This is a genomic window from Pantoea sp. M_10 (assembly GCF_008631515.1).
Taxonomy (GTDB): domain Bacteria; phylum Pseudomonadota; class Gammaproteobacteria; order Enterobacterales; family Enterobacteriaceae; genus Pantoea; species Pantoea anthophila.
On the sequence record NZ_VWUL01000001.1, the window covers coordinates 710,495 to 728,551 of the forward strand.

General features: G+C 57.5%; 19 protein-coding genes. 10 read left to right on the top strand and 9 right to left on the bottom strand.

Annotated features, from left to right (window positions below; all coding sequences use genetic code 11):
- Positions 1–129 precede the first annotated feature (129 nt).
- Positions 130–1,191 (top strand): glycosyltransferase family 9 protein, encoded by a 1,062-nt coding sequence (locus F3I47_RS03370; RefSeq protein WP_150029663.1) that lies wholly within the window; start codon positions 130–132, stop codon positions 1,189–1,191.
- Positions 1,191–1,529 (top strand): DUF1493 family protein, encoded by a 339-nt coding sequence (locus F3I47_RS03375; protein ID WP_150029664.1) that lies wholly within the window; start codon positions 1,191–1,193, stop codon positions 1,527–1,529. The genes F3I47_RS03370 and F3I47_RS03375 overlap by 1 nt, the downstream gene beginning before the upstream one ends.
- On the opposite strand, the gene F3I47_RS03380 is transcribed toward F3I47_RS03375, so the two are convergent.
- The 3 genes from F3I47_RS03380 to icd form a co-directional block, all read right to left on the bottom strand.
- Positions 1,457–2,533 (bottom strand): glycosyltransferase family 9 protein, encoded by a 1,077-nt coding sequence (locus F3I47_RS03380; RefSeq protein ID WP_150029665.1) that lies wholly within the window; start codon positions 2,531–2,533, stop codon positions 1,457–1,459. The two genes, F3I47_RS03375 and F3I47_RS03380, sit on opposite strands and share 73 nt — an antisense overlap.
- Before the next feature lie 275 nt (positions 2,534–2,808).
- On the bottom strand, positions 2,809–3,006 hold the full coding sequence (locus tag F3I47_RS03385) for a hypothetical protein (RefSeq protein ID WP_111207915.1): 198 nt from the start codon (positions 3,004–3,006) through the stop codon (positions 2,809–2,811).
- Positions 3,007–3,237: 231 nt separating this feature from the next.
- A complete protein-coding gene (gene icd / locus F3I47_RS03390; RefSeq protein ID WP_009090813.1) occupies positions 3,238–4,488 on the bottom strand; it encodes an NADP-dependent isocitrate dehydrogenase in 1,251 nt (416 codons plus the stop codon).
- 104 nt (positions 4,489–4,592) lie between these two features.
- Here icd and rluE point away from each other — a divergent pair, with 104 nt between their 5' ends.
- The 8 genes from rluE to F3I47_RS03430 all read left to right on the top strand — a co-directional run bounded on the left by rluE (position 4,593) and on the right by F3I47_RS03430 (position 12,445).
- Complete coding sequence (gene rluE / locus F3I47_RS03395) at positions 4,593–5,255, top strand: 23S rRNA pseudouridine(2457) synthase RluE (protein ID WP_150029666.1); 663 nt, start codon at positions 4,593–4,595, stop codon at positions 5,253–5,255.
- Between the two features lie 44 nt (positions 5,256–5,299).
- Positions 5,300–5,773, top strand: coding sequence for an NUDIX domain-containing protein (locus F3I47_RS03400; protein WP_111207916.1), 474 nt, complete (start codon positions 5,300–5,302; stop codon positions 5,771–5,773).
- Between the two features lie 42 nt (positions 5,774–5,815).
- Positions 5,816–6,928 (top strand): tRNA 2-thiouridine(34) synthase MnmA, encoded by a 1,113-nt coding sequence (gene mnmA / locus F3I47_RS03405; RefSeq protein WP_150029667.1) that lies wholly within the window; start codon positions 5,816–5,818, stop codon positions 6,926–6,928.
- A gap of 42 nt (positions 6,929–6,970) precedes the next feature.
- A complete protein-coding gene (gene hflD / locus F3I47_RS03410; RefSeq protein ID WP_009090821.1) occupies positions 6,971–7,612 on the top strand; it encodes a high frequency lysogenization protein HflD in 642 nt (213 codons plus the stop codon).
- Positions 7,613–7,656: 44 nt separating this feature from the next.
- Positions 7,657–9,027, top strand: a complete 1,371-nt coding sequence (gene purB / locus F3I47_RS03415; RefSeq protein WP_150029668.1) for an adenylosuccinate lyase — start codon at positions 7,657–7,659, stop codon at positions 9,025–9,027.
- A 104-nt stretch (positions 9,028–9,131) separates the two neighbouring features.
- Positions 9,132–9,800 (top strand): two-component system response regulator PhoP, encoded by a 669-nt coding sequence (gene phoP, locus F3I47_RS03420; protein WP_009090826.1) that lies wholly within the window; start codon positions 9,132–9,134, stop codon positions 9,798–9,800.
- A 2-nt stretch (positions 9,801–9,802) separates the two neighbouring features.
- Entirely contained in the window at positions 9,803–11,263 is a 1,461-nt protein-coding gene (phoQ, locus tag F3I47_RS03425; RefSeq protein ID WP_046101611.1) for a two-component system sensor histidine kinase PhoQ, read from the top strand.
- 57 nt (positions 11,264–11,320) lie between these two features.
- On the top strand, positions 11,321–12,445 hold the full coding sequence (locus F3I47_RS03430; protein ID WP_046101610.1) for a cupin domain-containing protein: 1,125 nt from the start codon (positions 11,321–11,323) through the stop codon (positions 12,443–12,445).
- Between the two features lie 59 nt (positions 12,446–12,504).
- Here the strand turns inward: F3I47_RS03430 and pepT are convergent, their stop codons facing one another.
- From pepT to lolC, 6 genes are all read right to left on the bottom strand, one after another.
- Entirely contained in the window at positions 12,505–13,734 is a 1,230-nt protein-coding gene (gene pepT / locus F3I47_RS03435) for a peptidase T (RefSeq protein WP_009090830.1), read from the bottom strand.
- A 29-nt stretch (positions 13,735–13,763) separates the two neighbouring features.
- Positions 13,764–13,922, bottom strand: coding sequence for a hypothetical protein (locus F3I47_RS22285; RefSeq protein ID WP_160297546.1), 159 nt, complete (start codon positions 13,920–13,922; stop codon positions 13,764–13,766).
- A gap of 12 nt (positions 13,923–13,934) precedes the next feature.
- Positions 13,935–14,768, bottom strand: a complete 834-nt coding sequence (gene cobB, locus F3I47_RS03440; RefSeq protein ID WP_150029669.1) for a Sir2 family NAD+-dependent deacetylase — start codon at positions 14,766–14,768, stop codon at positions 13,935–13,937.
- Between the two features lie 146 nt (positions 14,769–14,914).
- Positions 14,915–16,159, bottom strand: a complete 1,245-nt coding sequence (gene lolE / locus F3I47_RS03445; RefSeq protein ID WP_009090832.1) for a lipoprotein-releasing ABC transporter permease subunit LolE — start codon at positions 16,157–16,159, stop codon at positions 14,915–14,917.
- Positions 16,159–16,863 carry a lipoprotein-releasing ABC transporter ATP-binding protein LolD gene (gene lolD, locus F3I47_RS03450; protein WP_111207919.1) on the bottom strand — a complete coding sequence of 235 codons (705 nt, stop codon included), beginning with the start codon at positions 16,861–16,863 and terminating at the stop codon, positions 16,159–16,161. The genes lolE and lolD overlap by 1 nt, the downstream gene beginning before the upstream one ends.
- Positions 16,856–18,055, bottom strand: coding sequence for a lipoprotein-releasing ABC transporter permease subunit LolC (gene lolC, locus F3I47_RS03455; RefSeq protein WP_150029670.1), 1,200 nt, complete (start codon positions 18,053–18,055; stop codon positions 16,856–16,858). The genes lolD and lolC overlap by 8 nt, the downstream gene beginning before the upstream one ends.
- Between the last annotated feature and the right edge of the window lie 2 nt (positions 18,056–18,057).

Here is an 18,057-nt window from a genome sequence, read left to right on the forward strand (position 1 = left end):
AATTTAAACAGTTCCTCTACAGCGTTTAAAAAAACATTTCCGCAATGAACTTTCTCGCTGAAACTATTCTCTAATCACGCATAATGATTTTTTGTTTAATATAATTGCTACGTGAAAGAGAATTGAGACGTGAAGAAAAAAAAGATTTATCTGATAGACCGCCTTTTAACGCTTTATTCTCGATTTTCCGGCAGAAGACAACCGCAGGCCCTGCAGCAGCTGAACCCGGAGACCGTGGTCATCTATTCCACCACCGCGCTGGGCGATTTCCTGATGAATACGCCCGCTATCTGGAGCCTGAAAAAACGCTTTCCTGCCAGTAAATTTATTCTGGTCTCCAGCCTGAAAAATAAGGATCTCGTCAGCCGCTATCCCTGGTTCGATAAGATTTATATCTGGGATAACAAACTGGCAAATTTTCTGCCGTTATTTTTCAAACTGCGTCGCCATAAACCAGAACTGTCCGTCATATTACACGCGCATTTCCCCTACGATATTATGAGCTCGGTACTGACCGGCAGTCAGGCTATTTTACGCGACCATTACGGCAGCGAATCGCCGGTACTGAATAAATATCTCGACCACTATTCGGGTTATTTCGACGACCACACCATCAAGCGTAAGCTGAAATTAATTGAAGCACTGGGCGCAGAGACGCAGCAGACCCGGATGCATCTGCCAGAGCTGAATAGCAGTGCCACGGCAAACGCGTCGCATCGCCGCATCGGGTTTCAGCTGGGGGCATCGAAAGATATCCGCCGCTGGCCGCTGGAGTCGTTCAGTCAGCTGGCCACCGCCCTGCTTGCGCGCTGGCCTGACAGTGAAATCGTTGTGACCGGTACAGCGGCTGAGCAATCGCTTGAGCAGGCGTTTATCGCCAGCCTGCCGCCGCACTGCCGGAAAAATGTGACGCCAATGGCGGGCAAAACAAATCTCAGTGGCCTGATTACCCTGATCCGCTCGCTGGATCTGCTGGTCACCGGCGATACCGGCCCGCTGCACATCGCCGTGGCGGCGCAGACCCCGACCGTCAGCCTCTTCTCCACCGCTAATCCACGCTATACCGGCCCCTGTCAGGACAGCGATCGCCACATTATCATTCACCGTCCGGATAAGACGGCGACGCAGCATCCCATGGCGTCGATTAAGGCGGAAGAGGTTGAGCAGGCCGTGGCGCAACTGGTGGGATAATGAACCGCTTATCTACCGCCATTATTACGCTGATTGAATATCATAATCAGCCGACCCCGCTGGGCTGGTTCCGCAGAGTGGACCGGCCGGGTTTTCACCTGCAACAGCTTCCGCTGAATGAGGTGGAATTTGCGCTGCTGATGAGCGACTTTTTTCTCACGTTTAACGTCAGCGCCGACCATTATGATGAGTCCCGCTATTTTCCGGCAGTGCAACGGCGACGCTTGGCTTTCACTCCCGGATTCAGAGCCGGCGCTGAACCGGCTTACCGCCCTGTCACCGTCGCGATGCTGTCTGAGGCGGCCAGCCGGGGATGCTGGCCTGAAGAGGATGACTGAATCAGGGTATGGACAACGGCGTCATAGACTTCACAGCTGTTCAGCGCGTTAACATTCCGTGACGCGGGCTGCAGCACCTGATAATTCACCTGCCAGGGATGCCAGCACGCCGGGTCGCTGTCGCCGAACAGCGCCACCACCGGCAATCCCAGCGCCGCACCGATGTGCATCGCCCCGCCATCACTGCTCACGAGCCCCTGACATAACGACATCGCCGCGATCAGTTGCGGCAGGCTGGTTGTTGACACCGCTCTGATTGGCAGGTGCGGACAGAGCGCCATGATGTCTGCGGCTTTTTCATCATCACCCGGATGACGCGGATTATCGCGACTGCCGGGTGACCACAGCAGCATGATCTGGCAGGGGTGGTGAGCGGCAATCTTCTCAGCCAGTCCGGCAAAACGTGTCGCTTCCCACTGCTGGCTCGGCTTACGGGCGCTGATTTGCAGCGCATACACCGGGAGGCCGGCATCAATTGCGTAAGTGTCGCGCAGGCTGGCGGCAAGAGCGGCGTCAGGCCGCAGCGTCAGTCTGCCCGGTCTGTTTTCACGGAGATTGAAGGGGCGTCCCAGGCTGAACAGCGTTTCGCTGATATGGCACGGCGACGGGTCGGGCGGTGGCAGCAGGTCGGTAATCAGAGAATGCGACTGCTCCCCCAGGGCGATGACTCTTGCCGGACGCAGGCTCTTTACCCATTTCAGGCCATGCTGATCCCAGCGGCTTTTCGCCAGTATCACCACCTCATAGCGTTGCTTTTTCAGGGTCAGCATCAGCTTCAGCCGCTGCAACAGGCAGGTCACTCTTCCCTGCCCTGACTCCCGGTGATGCAGTTTGGTGTAAAAGAAGAGCTGCCGGATGTCGGGGTTATGCGCCAGCACAGGGGCGGCGTAGTTGTTCGTCAGTACATCGACCTGATACTGTCCCGACTGCGCCAGCGCACTGATGAGCGGCGTGGTCAGTAACGTGTCGCCAATATTATCCCTGCAAATAATTAAAACCCGCATGTCTGACATCCTCTGCGCACAGTCTGTGCTGGCTGGCTAAAAATAAGACGTCCCCGTTAACGCTCGTGGAATGCTAACGTAACGGTACAGTCAGCTGATTAGTCAGCGAAGTGTCAGATTGGTTCAACAGTTGCCTATTGTTAAAACATGAGGCCGGGCAGAGCGGACGAATACGCTTAACGGGTTTGGGCAGTTAGCCGGATTCCGGCAGGGAGAGCGTCAGGATCATTCGGCCCGGCACAGAGTATGCCGGGCACGCAGTTTTCAGGACGGGATTAATGGAGCCTGTCGTCTAACAACTCAAGGGCGACCCGATAAATCAGCCCAGGCTGGGCATCGGGTAACATCCGCTTGATTTTCTCCTCCAGGGCGCGGTTCGTGACGGCCTGATTATCCGCCAGTAATTCCAGCACAGCCTGACCGAACATCAGGCGACAGATATAAATCGCGTCTTTGGTATATTTTGCGTCCATAAATCCTCCTTATGAATGAGTGTTTACAGTAACGGGATTCAGACGCTGAAGAATGGCCGATGCAGGGGCGCTGCCTTTTTTTGCAGTGGCATCAGACAATCCGATTTGCAGAAATATTAAAACGCGATGATGTTACTAAAGGGTCAGGTGGGGCGGAGAAAGAGAAAAGCGCGGAACGCGGGCACAAAAAAGCCGGCACAGAGCATGACCCTGTGCCGGCCGCATCAGACATTACATATTTTCGATGATCGCGTCACCAAACTCTGAACATTTCAGCAGTTTAGCTCCATCCATCAGACGTTCGAAATCGTAAGTCACGGTCTTGTTAGCGATAGCGCCTTCAACACCTTTAACAATCAGGTCAGCCGCTTCGAACCACTCCAGGTGGCGCAGCATCATCTCTGCCGACAGGATCACGGAACCTGGGTTCACTTTATCCTGGCCTGCATACTTCGGCGCAGTGCCGTGCGTGGCTTCAAACAGCGCACACTCGTCACCGATGTTGGCGCCAGGTGCGATACCGATCCCCCCCACCTGAGCCGCCAGGGCGTCAGAGATGTAGTCACCGTTCAGGTTCATACAGGCGATAACGTCATATTCAGCCGGACGCAGCAGGATCTGCTGCAGGAACGCATCCGCGATCACATCTTTAACGATGATCTCTTTGCCGGTGTTCGGGTTTTTGAACTTCATCCACGGGCCGCCGTCGATCAGCTCGCCGCCGAACTCTTCTTTCACTAACTGGTATCCCCAGTCTTTGAAAGAGCCTTCGGTGAACTTCATGATGTTGCCTTTGTGAACCAGGGTCAGTGAATCACGATCGTTGGTGATAGTGTATTCCACTGCCGCACGCACCAGACGCTTGGTTCCCTCTTCGGAGCATGGCTTAACGCCGATACCGCACTGCTCAGGGAAGCGGATTTTCTTCACGCCCATCTCTTCGCGCAGGAACTTGATCACTTTGTCCGCTTCGGCAGAGCCCGCTTTCCACTCGATACCCGCATAGATATCTTCGGAGTTTTCACGGAAGATTACCATGTCGGTCTCTTCAGGACGTTTAACCGGGCTTGGCGTGCCTTTGTAGTAACGAACCGGACGCAGGCAGACGTAGAGGTCAAGCTCCTGACGCAGGGCCACGTTCAGTGAACGAATACCGCCGCCGACCGGGGTGGTCAGTGGACCTTTGATCGCAACGCGATATTCTTTGATTAAATCGAGGGTTTCCTGAGGCAGCCAGACGTCCTGGCCGTAGAGTTCGACTGATTTCTCACCGGTGTAAATCTCCATCCAGGAGATTTTACGCTCGCCGTTGTAGGCTTTCTTCACCGCCGCGTCGACCACTTTCAGCATGACCGGGGAAACATCAACACCGATACCGTCACCCTCGATGTAAGGAATGATCGGATTGTTTGGCACTGTCAGCTTGCCCTGATTCAGGGTGATTTTTTGACCTTCCGCCGGAACAACTACTTTGCTTTCCATTAACCTCTCCTGGGCGTTTGTTAATGATTTGTAAGATGCGCGTCAATACTACTTGAATATTTCCGCCACGCCAATCACCGCAATTTCACGTTATAATGCGCCGAATGTTTCTGACTGCAAAGCCCATGCGAAAAACTTCTCAACGAATTCACCAGGATAAACGATTCAGCCGTCCGGCGCGTGATGCGCGACGTACGCCTGCCCGCCCTGCGGCCCCGCGCCGCGTGATTATCTTTAACAAACCCTTCGACGTTCTGCCGCAGTTTACGGATGAAGCGGGCCGCCGCACCCTGAAGGATTTTGTTACTGTTGCCGGAGTCTATGCCGCAGGCCGCCTCGATCGTGACAGTGAAGGCCTGATGGTGCTGACCAACGACGGCGCCCTGCAGGCCGCGCTGACTCAGCCCGGCAAACGCACCGGCAAAATCTACTACGTGCAGGTCGAAGGCGCGCCACAGGAGGCGGATCTGCAGCCGCTGCGGGATGGGGTTAATCTGAAAGATGGTCCGACCCTGCCCGCTGGCGTGGAAAAAGTCGATGAACCCGAATGGCTCTGGCCACGCCAGCCGCCGATCCGCGAGCGTAAAAACATTCCGACGCAGTGGCTGAAGGTCACGCTGTATGAGGGGCGTAATCGTCAGGTTCGCCGCATGACCGCCCACATCGGCTTTCCTACCCTGCGCCTGATTCGCTATGCCATGGGTCACTACAGCCTCGACGATCTGGCCCCCGGAGCGTGGCGGGAGATCAGCACAGCCCCTGTCTGACAACCGAACTTTCATAACCTCAGGTTAACAATTGCGGAGAAGGGATGTTTAAACCTCATGTTACGGTCGCCTGTCTGGTTCAGGCGGAAGGTGAGCTGCTGGTGGTGGAAGAGACCATCAACGGACGCGCCACCTGGAACCAGCCAGCCGGCCATCTGGAAGCGGATGAAACGCTGCATGAAGCCGCGGCGCGTGAACTCTATGAAGAGACCGGCATCGTGGCGCAGATGGACTATTTCATTGCGATTAACCAGTGGATAGCCCCCGACACCACGCCTTTTGTGCGTTTTCTGTTTGGGGTCGATCTGCCGGAAAAAGTGGTGACGGAGCCGCAGGACAGCGACATCGACTGCTGCTGGTGGCTGCCGCCAGCGCAGATTCTCACGGCTTCTAACCTGCGTTCGCCGCTGGTGGCGGAGAGCGTCCGCCTGTGGCAACAGGGCACGCGCTACCCGCTTCATCTGGTCAGCCCGTTCCGGTGGCCGTTTCACGAGGGTGCGCGTCTGCCTTCTGCATGATAGAATGCGCCGCCTGTTTTTTTATCGTAATGCGAGCGTGTCATGTCTGACAACAGCCAGAAAAAAGTGATCGTCGGTATGTCCGGCGGCGTCGATTCTTCCGTTTCCGCCTGGTTACTGCAGCAGCAGGGTTACCAGGTTGAAGGCCTGTTCATGAAGAACTGGGAGGAGGACGATGGCGAGGAGTATTGTACCGCCGCGGACGATCTGGCGGATGCGCAAGCGGTGTGCGACAAGCTGGGTATGAAGCTGCACAAGGTTAACTTTGCCGCGGAATACTGGGATAACGTCTTCGAGCATTTCCTCGAAGAGTATAAAGCGGGCCGCACCCCTAACCCCGATATTCTCTGTAACAAAGAGATCAAATTCAAAGCGTTCCTGGAGTTCGCGGCTGAGGATCTCGGCGCTGACTTTATCGCTACCGGTCACTATGTGCGCCGTCAGGATGTCGCTGGCCAGAGCCAGCTGCTGCGCGGCCTGGATGGCAACAAAGATCAGAGCTACTTCCTCTACACCCTGAGCCACCAGCAGATTGCGCAGAGCCTGTTCCCGGTCGGCGAGCTGGAAAAGCCGGAAGTGCGCCGCATCGCTGAAGAGCTGGACCTGATTACCGCGAAGAAGAAAGATTCGACCGGCATCTGCTTTATCGGCGAACGTAAATTCCGCGACTTCCTGGCACGCTATCTGCCGGCCCAGCCAGGCGAGATTGAAACCACTGACGGTCAGATCGTCGGTGAGCACCAGGGGCTGATGTACCACACCCTGGGACAGCGCAAAGGCCTGGGTATCGGTGGCCTGAAAGAGAGCAAAGATGATCCCTGGTATGTGGTCGACAAAGATGTGGCGCGAAACCGCCTGATTGTCGCTCAGGGCGGCGATCATCCGCGTCTGATGTCTGTGGGACTGATTGCGCAGCAGCTGCACTGGGTCGATCGTCAGCCGATCACCACCCCGCTTCGCTGCACCGTAAAAACCCGTTATCGTCAGAACGATATCCCCTGTGAGATTATTCCTCACGGTGACGATCGGATTGAAGTGCGCTTCGATGAGCCGGTTGCTGCGGTGACGCCCGGCCAGTCTGCGGTCTTTTATCTTGGCGATGTCTGCCTCGGTGGCGGTATTATCGAACAGCGTCTGCCTTTCGTGACAGAGTAAGCGGGCGCAGCCCCTATTGATGACGCGTAAACAGGAGTAACCGTGGCGAAAAATTATCAGGAAATTACGCTGGCGCTGGCGGGCATCTGTCAGTCCGCGCATCTGGTGCAGCAGCTGGCTCAGCAGGGTCACTGCCAGCCAGAGGCGCTGACCGTTTCGCTGCGCAGCGTGCTGGATCTCAATCCTGACTCCACGCTGGCCGTGTTTGGCAACAATGAAGCCAACCTGCGTCTCGGACTGGAAACCCTGATGGCGGTGCTGAACAGCAGCAGTCGCCAGGGTGCCGGTGCCGAACTGACCCGTTACACCCTGAGCATGATGGTGCTGGAACGTAAACTCAGCGCCAGTAAGTCTGCCATGGCAACTCTGGCGCAGCGCATCAGTCAGCTGGATCGCCAGCTGGCGCATTATGAGCTGGAATCCGATACCATTCTCAGCGCCATGGCGGGCATCTATGTCGATGTCATCAGCCCGCTTGGCCCGCGGATTCAGGTGACCGGTTCACCTGCCGTGCTGCAGAACAGCCAGGTTCAGAGTAAAGTGCGCGCCACCCTGCTGGCCGGTATCCGCGCGGCGGTGCTCTGGCAGCAGGTCGGTGGTGGCCGACTGCAACTGATGTTCTCGCGTCAGCGTTTGCTGCGTGAAGCAAAAACCCTCTTATCCCGGCTGCCACTGACCTACTAAGTCGGTGTGGCCAAACACTGCTAAATGATTCAGGAGTTGCACTGATGGAATTATCCTCTCTGACCGCCGTCTCACCTGTCGATGGTCGTTACGGCGACAAAGTCAGCCCGCTGCGTGCGATTTTCAGCGAATTTGGTCTGCTGAAATTCCGCGTTGAGGTTGAAGTTCGCTGGTTACAAAAACTGGCCGCGACCGCAGAGATCAAGGAAGTTCCTGCATTTGACGCTGACGCAAACGCTTTCCTTGATGCGATTGTCGCCGGTTTTTCCGAAGAAGATGCCGCGCGCATCAAAACCATCGAACGCACCACCAACCACGATGTGAAAGCGGTCGAGTACTTCCTGAAAGAAAAAGTCGCCGACACGCCTGCGCTGCACGCCGTCTCTGAATTTATCCACTTCGCCTGCACCTCGGAAGATATCAACAACCTGTCGCACGCGCTGATGCTGGAAACAGCCCGCCGTGACGTGCTGCTGCCTTACTGGGAACAGTTGATCGGTGCGGTGAAGGGTCTGGCCAGCGAATACCGTGATATTCCGCTGCTCTCCCGCACCCACGGCCAGCCGGCAACGCCGTCAACCATGGGTAAAGAGATGGCAAACGTGGCGTACCGCCTTGAGCGTCAGTTACGTCAGCTGAAGCAGATCGAAGTGCTGGGCAAAATCAACGGCGCAGTGGGCAACTACAACGCCCACATTGCTGCCTACCCGGAAGTGGACTGGCACGCGCTGAGCGAGGATTTTGTCACCTCGCTGGGGATCACCTGGAACCCCTACACCACGCAGATCGAGCCGCACGACTATATCGCCGAGATGTTCGACTGCATCGCCCGCTTTAACACCATCCTGATCGACTTTGATCGCGATATCTGGGGCTACGTGGCGCTGAACCATTTCAAACAGAAAACCATTGCGGGCGAGATTGGCTCGTCAACGATGCCGCATAAGGTCAACCCGATCGACTTCGAAAACTCCGAAGGCAACCTGGGTCTGGCGAATGCGGTCATGCAGCATCTGGCCAGCAAACTGCCGGTGTCGCGCTGGCAGCGTGACCTGACCGACTCTACCGTGCTGCGTAATCTTGGCGTCGGCGTCGGTTATGCGCTGATCGCCTATCAGGCGACGCTGAAAGGCATCTCTAAACTGGAAGTGAACCGCGAGCGTCTGCTGGACGAACTGGATCACAACTGGGAAGTGCTGGCGGAGCCGATCCAGACGGTGATGCGCCGTTACGGTATCGAGAAGCCTTATGAGAAGCTGAAAGAGCTGACGCGCGGCAAACGCGTGGATGCCGCCGGTATGCAGGCCTTTATCGACAGCCTGGCGCTGCCGGAAGAGGAAAAAGTGCGTCTGAAGCAGATGACGCCAGCAAACTATATCGGTCGCGCTGTCCGGATGGTTGACGATCTGAAATAATGCCCGCCGCAGACCGGCTCACTCCGGTCTGCGTTAACATCCTGTTTAATACATTTCGCGTATACTTTCTGCAGATTGACTCAAACAGAGTGTAAGGAATTTCTATGCGTGTTCTGGTTGTTGAAGACAATGCCCTGCTGCGCCATCATCTCGCCGTCCAGTTACGTGACATGGGCCATCAGGTCGATGCCGCCGAAGACGCCAAAGAAGCCGACTATTTCCTTCGGGAACATCTGCCCGATATCGCGCTGGTGGACCTCGGCCTGCCGGATGAAGATGGCATGTCGCTGATCCGTCGCTGGCGCGGCGACGCCGTGCGCCAGCCCATTCTGGTGCTGACAGCCCGCGAAGGGTGGCAGGCCAAAGTCGAAGCGCTGGAAGCCGGTGCCGACGACTACGTGACCAAACCGTTTCATATCGAAGAGGTGGCCGCCCGGCTGCAGGCGCTGATGCGCCGCAACAGTGGTCACGCCTCGCAGATTATCGATATGGCCCCCTTTCAGGTCGATCTCTCCCGCCGGGAGCTGACCGTCAATGAACAGCCGGTGAAGCTCACCGCCTTTGAGTACACCATCGTCGAGACGCTGATTCGTAACGCGGGCAAGGTGGTCAGCAAAGATTCGCTGATGCTCCAGCTCTACCCGGATGCGGAACTGCGTGAAAGCCACACCATCGACGTACTGATGGGCCGCCTGCGCAAAAAGATTCTAGCGCTGCACCCCACTGACGTGATCGCCACCGTGCGTGGCCAGGGTTACCGCTTTGATCTCTGACCATGTCCTGGTTTAATCGTTATCGCCCGATTTCGCTGCGCGCCCGCTTTCTGCTGGCCTCCGCAGCGATTGTTCTGTTTCTCTCCCTCTCTTACGGCATGGTCGCGGTGATTGGCTATGTGGTGAGCTTTGATAAAAACACCTATCGCGTCATGCGTGGTGAGAGCAACCTCTTCTTTACGCTGGCGCAATGGCATGACAACAAGCTCACCATCGCTCAGCCGGAGCGGATGACGCTCAACTTCCCGACGCTGGTGTTTATCTACGACGAGCGCGGCAAGCTGCTGTGGCAGCAGCGCGACGTTCCGGATATCCGCAAAAAGATCCGCCATGAATGGCTGCTGAAGCCCGATTTTTACGAGATTGACACCAGCAACCGCACCAGCATGCTGGCGATGGGGAACAACCTGAATGCGCAGCGACGCCTCAACGACTGGGATAACGACAGCAACGATACCTTTACCCACTCGGTGGCTGTCAACCGTTACGATGCCACCACCAATCTGCCTGCGCTCACCATCGTGGTGGTCGACTCGATCCCGCAGGAGCTTCAGCACTCGGACGTGGTCTGGTCGTGGTTCAGCTACGTGCTGGCCGCCAACCTGATCCTGATTGTTCCGTTGCTGTGGCTGGCCGCGCACTGGAGTCTGCGACCAATCGGTGCGCTGACTCAGCAGGTGCGTGAACTGGAGACCAGTCAGCGCGAAAACCTGGACGACAATCCCCCACAGGAGCTGCGCAGCCTGGTGCGCAATCTCAATCTGCTGCTGACCAATGAGCGGCAGCGTTATACCCGCTATCGCACCACCCTCTCTGACCTGACCCACAGCCTGAAAACGCCGCTGGCCGTATTGCAGAGTACGCTGCGCTCGCTGCGCAACGGCAAAGAGCTGACGGTGGAAGAGGCAGAACCGGTGATGCTGGAGCAGATCAGTCGTATCTCGCAGCAGGTCGGATATTACCTGCACCGCGCCAGTATGCAGGCCGATCACAATCCGCTGCAGCGCGATCTGCATTCGGTCTCTGGCCTGCTCGACAGCCTCTGTTCGGCCCTGAATAAAGTCTATCAGCGTAAGGGCGTGGCGATTACCCTGGATATCTCCCCGGAGCTGACCTTTGTGGGTGACCAGAATGACTTTATGGAAGTGCTGGGTAACGTGCTCGATAACGCCTGCAAATATTGCCTGGAATTTATCGAAGTGAGCGCGTTTCAGAGCGACAAGGCGCTGCATCTCTATATCGATGACGATGGCCCGGGCATCCCTGAAAGCAAGCGCGACCTGGTGTTTGTTCGCGGACAGCGGGCCGATACGCTGCGTCCCGGCCAGGGATTAGGTCTGGCCGTGGTGCGCGACATTCTTGAGCAGTATGAAGGTAACGTCATCGCCTCCGGCAGTGCACTCGGCGGAACCCGCATGGAAGTGATCTTTCAGCGGCAGGAAGTCGAACATCGCCGCGAGTAGAAAAGCCGCCGGGCTGTTATACTTGCTGGCATTTACAGCCCTAAGCGGAACTCTTTTATGGACTATCAGCTCGATCTTAACTGGCCCGATTTTATTCAGCGCTACTGGCAGAAACGCCCGGTGGTGCTGAAGCGTGGCTTTAAAGACTTTGTCGATCCGATTTCACCGGATGAACTGGCCGGACTGGCGATGGAAAACGAGGTGGATAGCCGCCTTGTCAGTCATCAGGATGGCAAATGGCAGGTCAGCCACGGCCCGTTTGAGAGCTACGATCACCTGGGCGAGAACAACTGGTCGCTGCTGGTACAGGCGGTCAATCACTGGCACGAACCCTCTGCTGCGCTGATGCGCCCTTTCCGTTTCCTGCCTGACTGGCGCATTGATGACCTGATGGTGTCGTTTGCTGTGCCTGGCGGCGGCGTCGGCCCCCATTTTGATCAGTACGATGTCTTTATTATTCAGGGAACCGGTCGCCGTCGCTGGCGCGTCGGTGAAAAAGTGCCGATGAAGCAGCACTGCCCGCATCCCGATCTGCTGCAGGTTGAGCCGTTCGACGCCATCATTGATGAAGAGCTGGAGCCGGGGGATATCCTCTATATTCCACCAGGATTCCCGCACGAAGGCTATTCGCTGGAGAACGCCCTGAACTACTCTGTCGGTTTCCGTGCCCCCAGTGGCCGCGAGCTCATCAGCGGCTTCGCGGATTATGCTCTGGCGAATGAGCTGGGCAGCCTGCGCTTCAGCGACCCGGATGTCCCGGCGCGCGAATGCCCGTCGCAGATCCTGCCGCAGGAGATTGAAGGTGTGCGTCAGCTGATGCTGGATGTCGTTAACCAGCCGGAGCATTTCGCGCACTGGTTTGGCGAATTTATTTCGCAGTCGCGCCATGAGCTTGATGTGGCGCCGCCGGAGCCGCCTTATCAGCCTGATGAAATTTATGATGCGCTGCAGCAGGGCGATGCCCTGAGCCGCCTGGGCGGCCTGCGTGTATTAACGGTTGGCGATGCGGTGTATGTCAACGGTGAGCGGGTCGAGTGTTCACGCCCTGAGGTGATGGCGGTGCTGGCGCATCACTCCCGCATCACGCTGGATGATCTGGGCGATGCGCTGGATGATCCGGCAGTGCTGGCGCAGATCGCCGGTCTGGTGAATGCCGGGTACTGGTATTTTGGTGACGAATAACCGGTAGGCCGCTTCCGCAATCAGGCTCTCTGCCCCTCAGGTCAGAGAGCCTTCTCTCATTATCCCTTCTTCTGCGCCGCCAGTTCTGACAGACGCACAATCACTTCCACCGTTTTCGCCATGATGTTCAGCGAGGCGAACTCGTGCTTGCCGTGATAGTTGTAGCCCCCGGTAAAGATGTTCGGACAGGGCAACCCTTTCCACGACAGCGACGACCCATCGGTGCCGCCGCGAATCGGTTTCACCACCGGTTCAATGCCGCAGTCACGCATCGCCTGCAGGGCCAGGTCAATGATATGCGGGAACGGCTCGACCTTTTCACGCATGTTGCGATAGCTGTTGGTGATCTCAACGGTGACGGAGCAGTCAGGATGCAGGGTTTTGTTGATCTCCGCAGCGATCTGCAGCAGCGTCTGTTTCCGCTGTTCAAAACTTTCCGTCTCAAAGTCACGGATAATATAGAGCATCTCGGCGTGCTCGACGCTGCCCTTGATCTGATGCAGATGGTAGAAGCCCTCGTAGCCGTCGGTAAACTGCGGTTTCTCACGGGCCGGTACTGCCGCGTGGAACTGATTTGCCAGCTCCAGCGCATTCACCATCACCCCTTTGGCGGAGCCAGGGTGGACGTTGTTGCCGACGATGCGGACCGTGGCCGAGGCGGCATTAAAGTTCTCATATTCGAACTCACCCAGATCGCTGCCATCAATGGTGTAGGCCCAGTCGGCGGCAAAGCCTTCCACATCAAAGTGAGAGGTGCCGCGTCCGATCTCTTCGTCAGGCGTAAAGGCCACGCGGATCGCCCCGTGCGGCGTATCACTCGCCGCCAGCTGCGCCATCGCCGTCATGATCTCTGCAATGCCCGCTTTGTCATCCGCACCGAGCAGGGTTTTGCCGTCGGTGGTAATCAGCGTATGACCGATTAATTTGTGCAGCACCGGGAACATGACCGGCGACAGGATCTCATTGCCGCTTCCCAGCGCGATGTCACCGCCGCGATAGTTTTCAATGATCTGGGGATTCACATGCTTCGCCGTGAAATCAGGCGACGTATCCATGTGGGAGATGAAACCGATGACCGGGGTGGGCCAGTCGACATTGGCAGGCAGCGTGCCCATAACACAGCAGTGATCGCTTAAGGTGACATCGACAAATCCCAGCGCCAGCAGCTCTTCCTGCAGCTGCCGTGCCAGCGTCCACTGCCCTTCGCTGCTGGGCACCTGGCGCGCCTGCGGCTTAGCCTGAGTTTCAACGGCCACATAACTTAAAAAGCGCTCAAGTAACTGTTCCATATCCCATCCTTTAAAAGTGCTGTGCGGTATTATTCACCGATCGGCCAGTCACAACGTTGCGTAAAATCATCAGCAGACAGGTTAGCGCTGTCGCTGACCTTCAGCAAAGCAATAAGCCCGAAAAAAACGCCTGATGACGAGATTGTTGCATCGGGGCAGACGTCGTCGATAACAACAGGGGCGGCCATCGCCGCCCCTGTTTATTTATAAAGACCGCGCAGTAGCTTATGCACGAACTCCGGCACCACTTCACTCGCCAGGCCGTAATGCCGCTCGGCAAACTCGTTGCCCACCTGGCTCGGCTCCAGGTTCAGCTCAACGGTATGCGCGCCCTGCAGTCTGGCTTCGTGAACAAAGCCCGCCGCCGGATAGACGTGGCCCGAGGTGCCGATGGCGATAAAATAGTCGGCCTGTTCCAGCGCCTGATAAATCTGCTCCATGCCCAGCGGCATCTCACCAAACCAGACCACGTGCGGTCGAAGTGCGGCGGGAAACTGGCAGCAGGTGCAGCGATCGTCAGGAGTGATATCGCCGCTCCACTCAATTACCTGGCCGCTGGTCACACAGCGCACTTTTAACAGCTCGCCGTGCATATGCAGCACCCGGCTGTTTCCGGCGCGCTCATGCAGGTTGTCGATGTTCTGCGTAACCAGCAGAAGATTATCGCCTAACACCTGCTCCAGCTCCGCCAGCGCCAGATGGGCCGCGTTGGGCTGAATCTTTGCCTGCTGCAGCTGCTGACGGCGCGCATTGTAGAAGCGCTGCACCAGCGCGGGATCGCGCTGAAAGCCTTCCGGTGTCGCCACATCTTCTACGTGATGCTCTTCCCACAAACCGTCAGCCGCGCGAAATGTACGAATACCGGACTCGGCGGAAATACCTGCGCCGGTCAGGATCACCACATGCGGCAGAGGGTGAGCGGCCAGTTCGGCCTGACGATCGCGCTCAAATATGCGCTGACGAAAGCGCTGATGCACTTTTCGCCGGGTTTTCTTCAGGCGGGCAAGTCGTATGCGGCGACGTGGTGTTCGCATAAAATCTCCTGGCGTAGCAGCTGCGGCGAGCTGCTCTGAACAGATTCCGGGTAAACATCACCCGATAGTAACGGTTGCCGGGGGCAGAACCCCATAGCAAAGGTCTTAAACAAAAGCGGCGCGATAATCACTCGCGCCGCATTGTCCTACTGACCGCTTAAAACCCGAGCCGGGTCAATGCGGCTGGCGCGTCTGGCGGGATACCAGCTCGCCAGCAGACTCAACAGAATCGCAGTAATCAGTACTGAGAACACATCAATCCAGTGCAGTTCCGACGGCAGAAAGTCGATGAAGTAAATATCGCCCGCCAGCAGATGATGACCGGTGATCGACTCCAGTCCGCGCACCAGTTTCGTCAGGTTCAGCGCCACCAGCACGCCCGCGACCACGCCGCTGACGCTGCCCAGCAGACCTGCCAGCAGCCCGTACCAGATAAAGATGGCACGGATCAGGCGGTCTTTGGCACCCAGGGTACGCAGGACCGCAATGTCGCTGCTCTTATCTTTCACCGCCATCACCAGCGTGGAGACGATGTTGAAGCAGGCGACACCAATCACCAGTACCATCGCCAGATACATAATGGCGCGGATCATCTGAATGTCGCGGTACATGTAGCCGTAAGTGCCGATCCAGCTCTTAATGTAGACGTAAGAGCGGGTCGCCTCACCGGCCTCGCGCACCAGCTTAACGGCCTGGAACGGGTCGGTCATTTTCAGGGCGATGCCGGAGACGCTCTCCCCCATCTCCAGATAGTGCTGGGCATCAGCCAGCGGCACCAGCGCCAGGCTGTGATCGAGCATACCGCTGAGTTGCAGGATGCCGCTCACCTGCAGCCGGATGCGTTTTGGCTGCAGCAGTTTATTATCACCATCGTTGTTCGGGATCATGATGGTGATCCAGTCGCCCTGCTTCACATTCAGCGATTTGGCAATGCCGCCGCCGAGGATGATCTGCTGTTTACCGGCGGCAAAGGAGGACCAGGCGTTGTCTGCCACAAACTGCGGCAGCGCGCTCAGGCGCGGCTCCTGTGCCGGATCGACGCCCTTGACCTGCAGCGCTTCCAGCCGGGCTCCGCTCTCAATCAGGCCGGTAAAGTTAACGTAGGGGGCGGCGGCCGCAATGCCGGGCACCTTTTCAATCGGGGCGATCATCGATTGCCAGTGCTGAAACGGCTGATTCACCGCCTCGATCTCACCGTGCGGCACCACCGCCAGAATGCGGTTATTCAGTTCACGCTCAAAGCCGTTCATGGCGCTCAGACCGATAATCAGCACCGCCACGCCCAGCGCGATACCGATGGTGGAGATCACCGAAATCAGCGACACCATGCCGCCCCGGCGGCGTCCGCGGCTGAAGCGCAGGCCCAGCAACAGGGATAACGACGAACCCATTACACCGCTCCTGCCAGGGTGAGCCGATCGCTTAACTGCCCGTCACGCATCTCCATCTGACGCGTCATGCGTTTTGCCAGCATCAGATCGTGGGTCACCACCAGAAAGGCGGTGCCCTGACGGACGTTCAGTTCGCCCAGCAGTTCAAAAATGGCGTCGGCGTTGCGAGCATCAAGGTTGCCGGTGGGCTCATCCGCCATCACCAGCCGGGGACGGTTGACCAGCGCACGGGCAATCGCCACACGCTGACGCTCGCCGCCGGAAAGCTCAGAGGGCCGGTGCGCGGCGCGATGGTCCAGCCCGACCGCGGCCAGCATTTCACGGGCGCGATCCTGCGCTTCCGCTTTTGCGGTTTTGCCAATCAGCAGCGGCATCGCCACATTCTCCAGCGCGCTGAAGTCCGGCAGCAGATGATGGAACTGATAGATAAAGCCCAGCTCGCGGTTGCGCAGTTCGGCTTTGGCCGAGGAGGACATCGCATTGAGTGACTGGCCGTCGAAGACCACATCGCCAGAGGTTGGCGCATCCAGGCCGCCGAGCAGATGCAGCAGCGTACTCTTACCGGAACCGGAGCTGCCGACAATCGCCATCAGTTCACCCGGCTGGAGGCTGAAAGCCACGTTGCGCAGCACATCGGTCTGCACGCTGCCTTCCTGATAGCGTTTGCACAGGTCGCGACACTGCAACAAAGGAGAGTTACTCATAACGTAAAGCCTCAGCGGGTTGAACGGCGGCAGCGCGCCATGAAGGATAAAGCGTAGACAGCAGCGCCACGATCATCGCGCTGAGGGCGATGGTCACCACCTGCCACGGATTAATATCGACCGGCAATGCTGCGCCATCCAGGAACAGGCCAATGACCGGCATTAAGGTGTTGAGCTGGCTGGCGAGCAGCACGCCCAGCAGGGTGCCGAGCAGCGTGCCGATAATACCGGCGCTGGCTCCCTGAACCATAAACACCGCCACAATCTGCCGGCGCGTCAGGCCCTGGGTTTGCAGGATCGCCACTTCGCCCTGCTTTTCCATGATCAGCAGGCCCAGCGACGTAATGATATTAAAGGCGGCGACGGCGATGATCAGGCTCAGCAGCAGGCCCATCATGTTCTTCTCCATCCGCACCGCCTGGAAGAGATCGCCTTTGCGCTCGCGCCAGTCTTTCCAGACCAGGCCCGCCGGCAGCGTCTGCTTGCTCAGGCTGTCAACCTCAAGCGGTTTGTCGAGCCAGAGTCGCCAGCCGGTGATATTTCCGGCCGGATAGCGCATGACACGCGACGCATCCTGAAGATTGACCAGGATCTGATAACCATCGACTTCGCTGTTGGCAGCATAGGTGCCCGCCACGGTAAACAGGCGCTGGCTCGGCACGCGGCCCATCGGCGTAAACTGGCTGACCGACGGCACCATCAGACGCAGCTGGTCGCCGCGTTTAACGCCCAGCTGAGAGGCCAGCTGTTCTCCGAGGATGACATTGTACTGCCCGGCCTGCAGGACGCGCTGATCGGTGTTGACCAGAAACGGCGTCAGCGGATCTTTCTCATCCGGCGCGATACCGAGCATCACCCCAACCGAAACGCTGTGCGGGCTTTGCAACACCACATTCGCCGTGGTCAGCGGTGCAATACGGCTGACCCCGTTGAGGTTGAGGGAACGGGCGGGTTGCTGTTGCGGATTAATGCTGCCTTTGTCGCTGGTGATCAGCGCCTGAGGCATCAGGCCAAGAATATTGCCTTCGAGTTCACGCTCAAATCCGTTCATGACCGATAACACGGTCACCATCGCCAGCACGCCAAGCGTAATGCCAATCGTTGAGAGCCAGGAGACAAAGCGACCGAAGCGATCCGATGCTCGTCCGCGCATGTAACGCAGACCGATAAATAGCGCGACAGGTTGATACATGG

Excerpts from the sequence above, each read along its gene's own strand:
- F3I47_RS03375 (WP_150029664.1), top strand. The coding sequence starts at position 1,191 with ATGAACCGCTTATCTACCGCCATTATTACGCTGATTGAATATCATAAT.
- F3I47_RS03380 (WP_150029665.1), bottom strand. The coding sequence starts at position 2,533 with ATGCGGGTTTTAATTATTTGCAGGGATAATATTGGCGACACGTTACTG.
- F3I47_RS03385 (WP_111207915.1), bottom strand. The coding sequence starts at position 3,006 with ATGGACGCAAAATATACCAAAGACGCGATTTATATCTGTCGCCTGATG.
- icd (WP_009090813.1), bottom strand. The coding sequence starts at position 4,488 with ATGGAAAGCAAAGTAGTTGTTCCGGCGGAAGGTCAAAAAATCACCCTG.
- rluE (WP_150029666.1), top strand. The coding sequence starts at position 4,593 with ATGTTTCTGACTGCAAAGCCCATGCGAAAAACTTCTCAACGAATTCAC.
- F3I47_RS03400 (WP_111207916.1), top strand. The coding sequence starts at position 5,300 with ATGTTTAAACCTCATGTTACGGTCGCCTGTCTGGTTCAGGCGGAAGGT.
- mnmA (WP_150029667.1), top strand. The coding sequence starts at position 5,816 with ATGTCTGACAACAGCCAGAAAAAAGTGATCGTCGGTATGTCCGGCGGC.
- purB (WP_150029668.1), top strand. The coding sequence starts at position 7,657 with ATGGAATTATCCTCTCTGACCGCCGTCTCACCTGTCGATGGTCGTTAC.
- phoP (WP_009090826.1), top strand. The coding sequence starts at position 9,132 with ATGCGTGTTCTGGTTGTTGAAGACAATGCCCTGCTGCGCCATCATCTC.
- phoQ (WP_046101611.1), top strand. The coding sequence starts at position 9,803 with ATGTCCTGGTTTAATCGTTATCGCCCGATTTCGCTGCGCGCCCGCTTT.
- F3I47_RS03430 (WP_046101610.1), top strand. The coding sequence starts at position 11,321 with ATGGACTATCAGCTCGATCTTAACTGGCCCGATTTTATTCAGCGCTAC.
- pepT (WP_009090830.1), bottom strand. The coding sequence starts at position 13,734 with ATGGAACAGTTACTTGAGCGCTTTTTAAGTTATGTGGCCGTTGAAACT.
- F3I47_RS22285 (WP_160297546.1), bottom strand. The coding sequence starts at position 13,922 with ATGGCCGCCCCTGTTGTTATCGACGACGTCTGCCCCGATGCAACAATC.
- cobB (WP_150029669.1), bottom strand. The coding sequence starts at position 14,768 with ATGCGAACACCACGTCGCCGCATACGACTTGCCCGCCTGAAGAAAACC.
- lolE (WP_009090832.1), bottom strand. The coding sequence starts at position 16,159 with ATGGGTTCGTCGTTATCCCTGTTGCTGGGCCTGCGCTTCAGCCGCGGA.
- lolD (WP_111207919.1), bottom strand. The coding sequence starts at position 16,863 with ATGAGTAACTCTCCTTTGTTGCAGTGTCGCGACCTGTGCAAACGCTAT.
- lolC (WP_150029670.1), bottom strand. The coding sequence starts at position 18,055 with ATGTATCAACCTGTCGCGCTATTTATCGGTCTGCGTTACATGCGCGGA.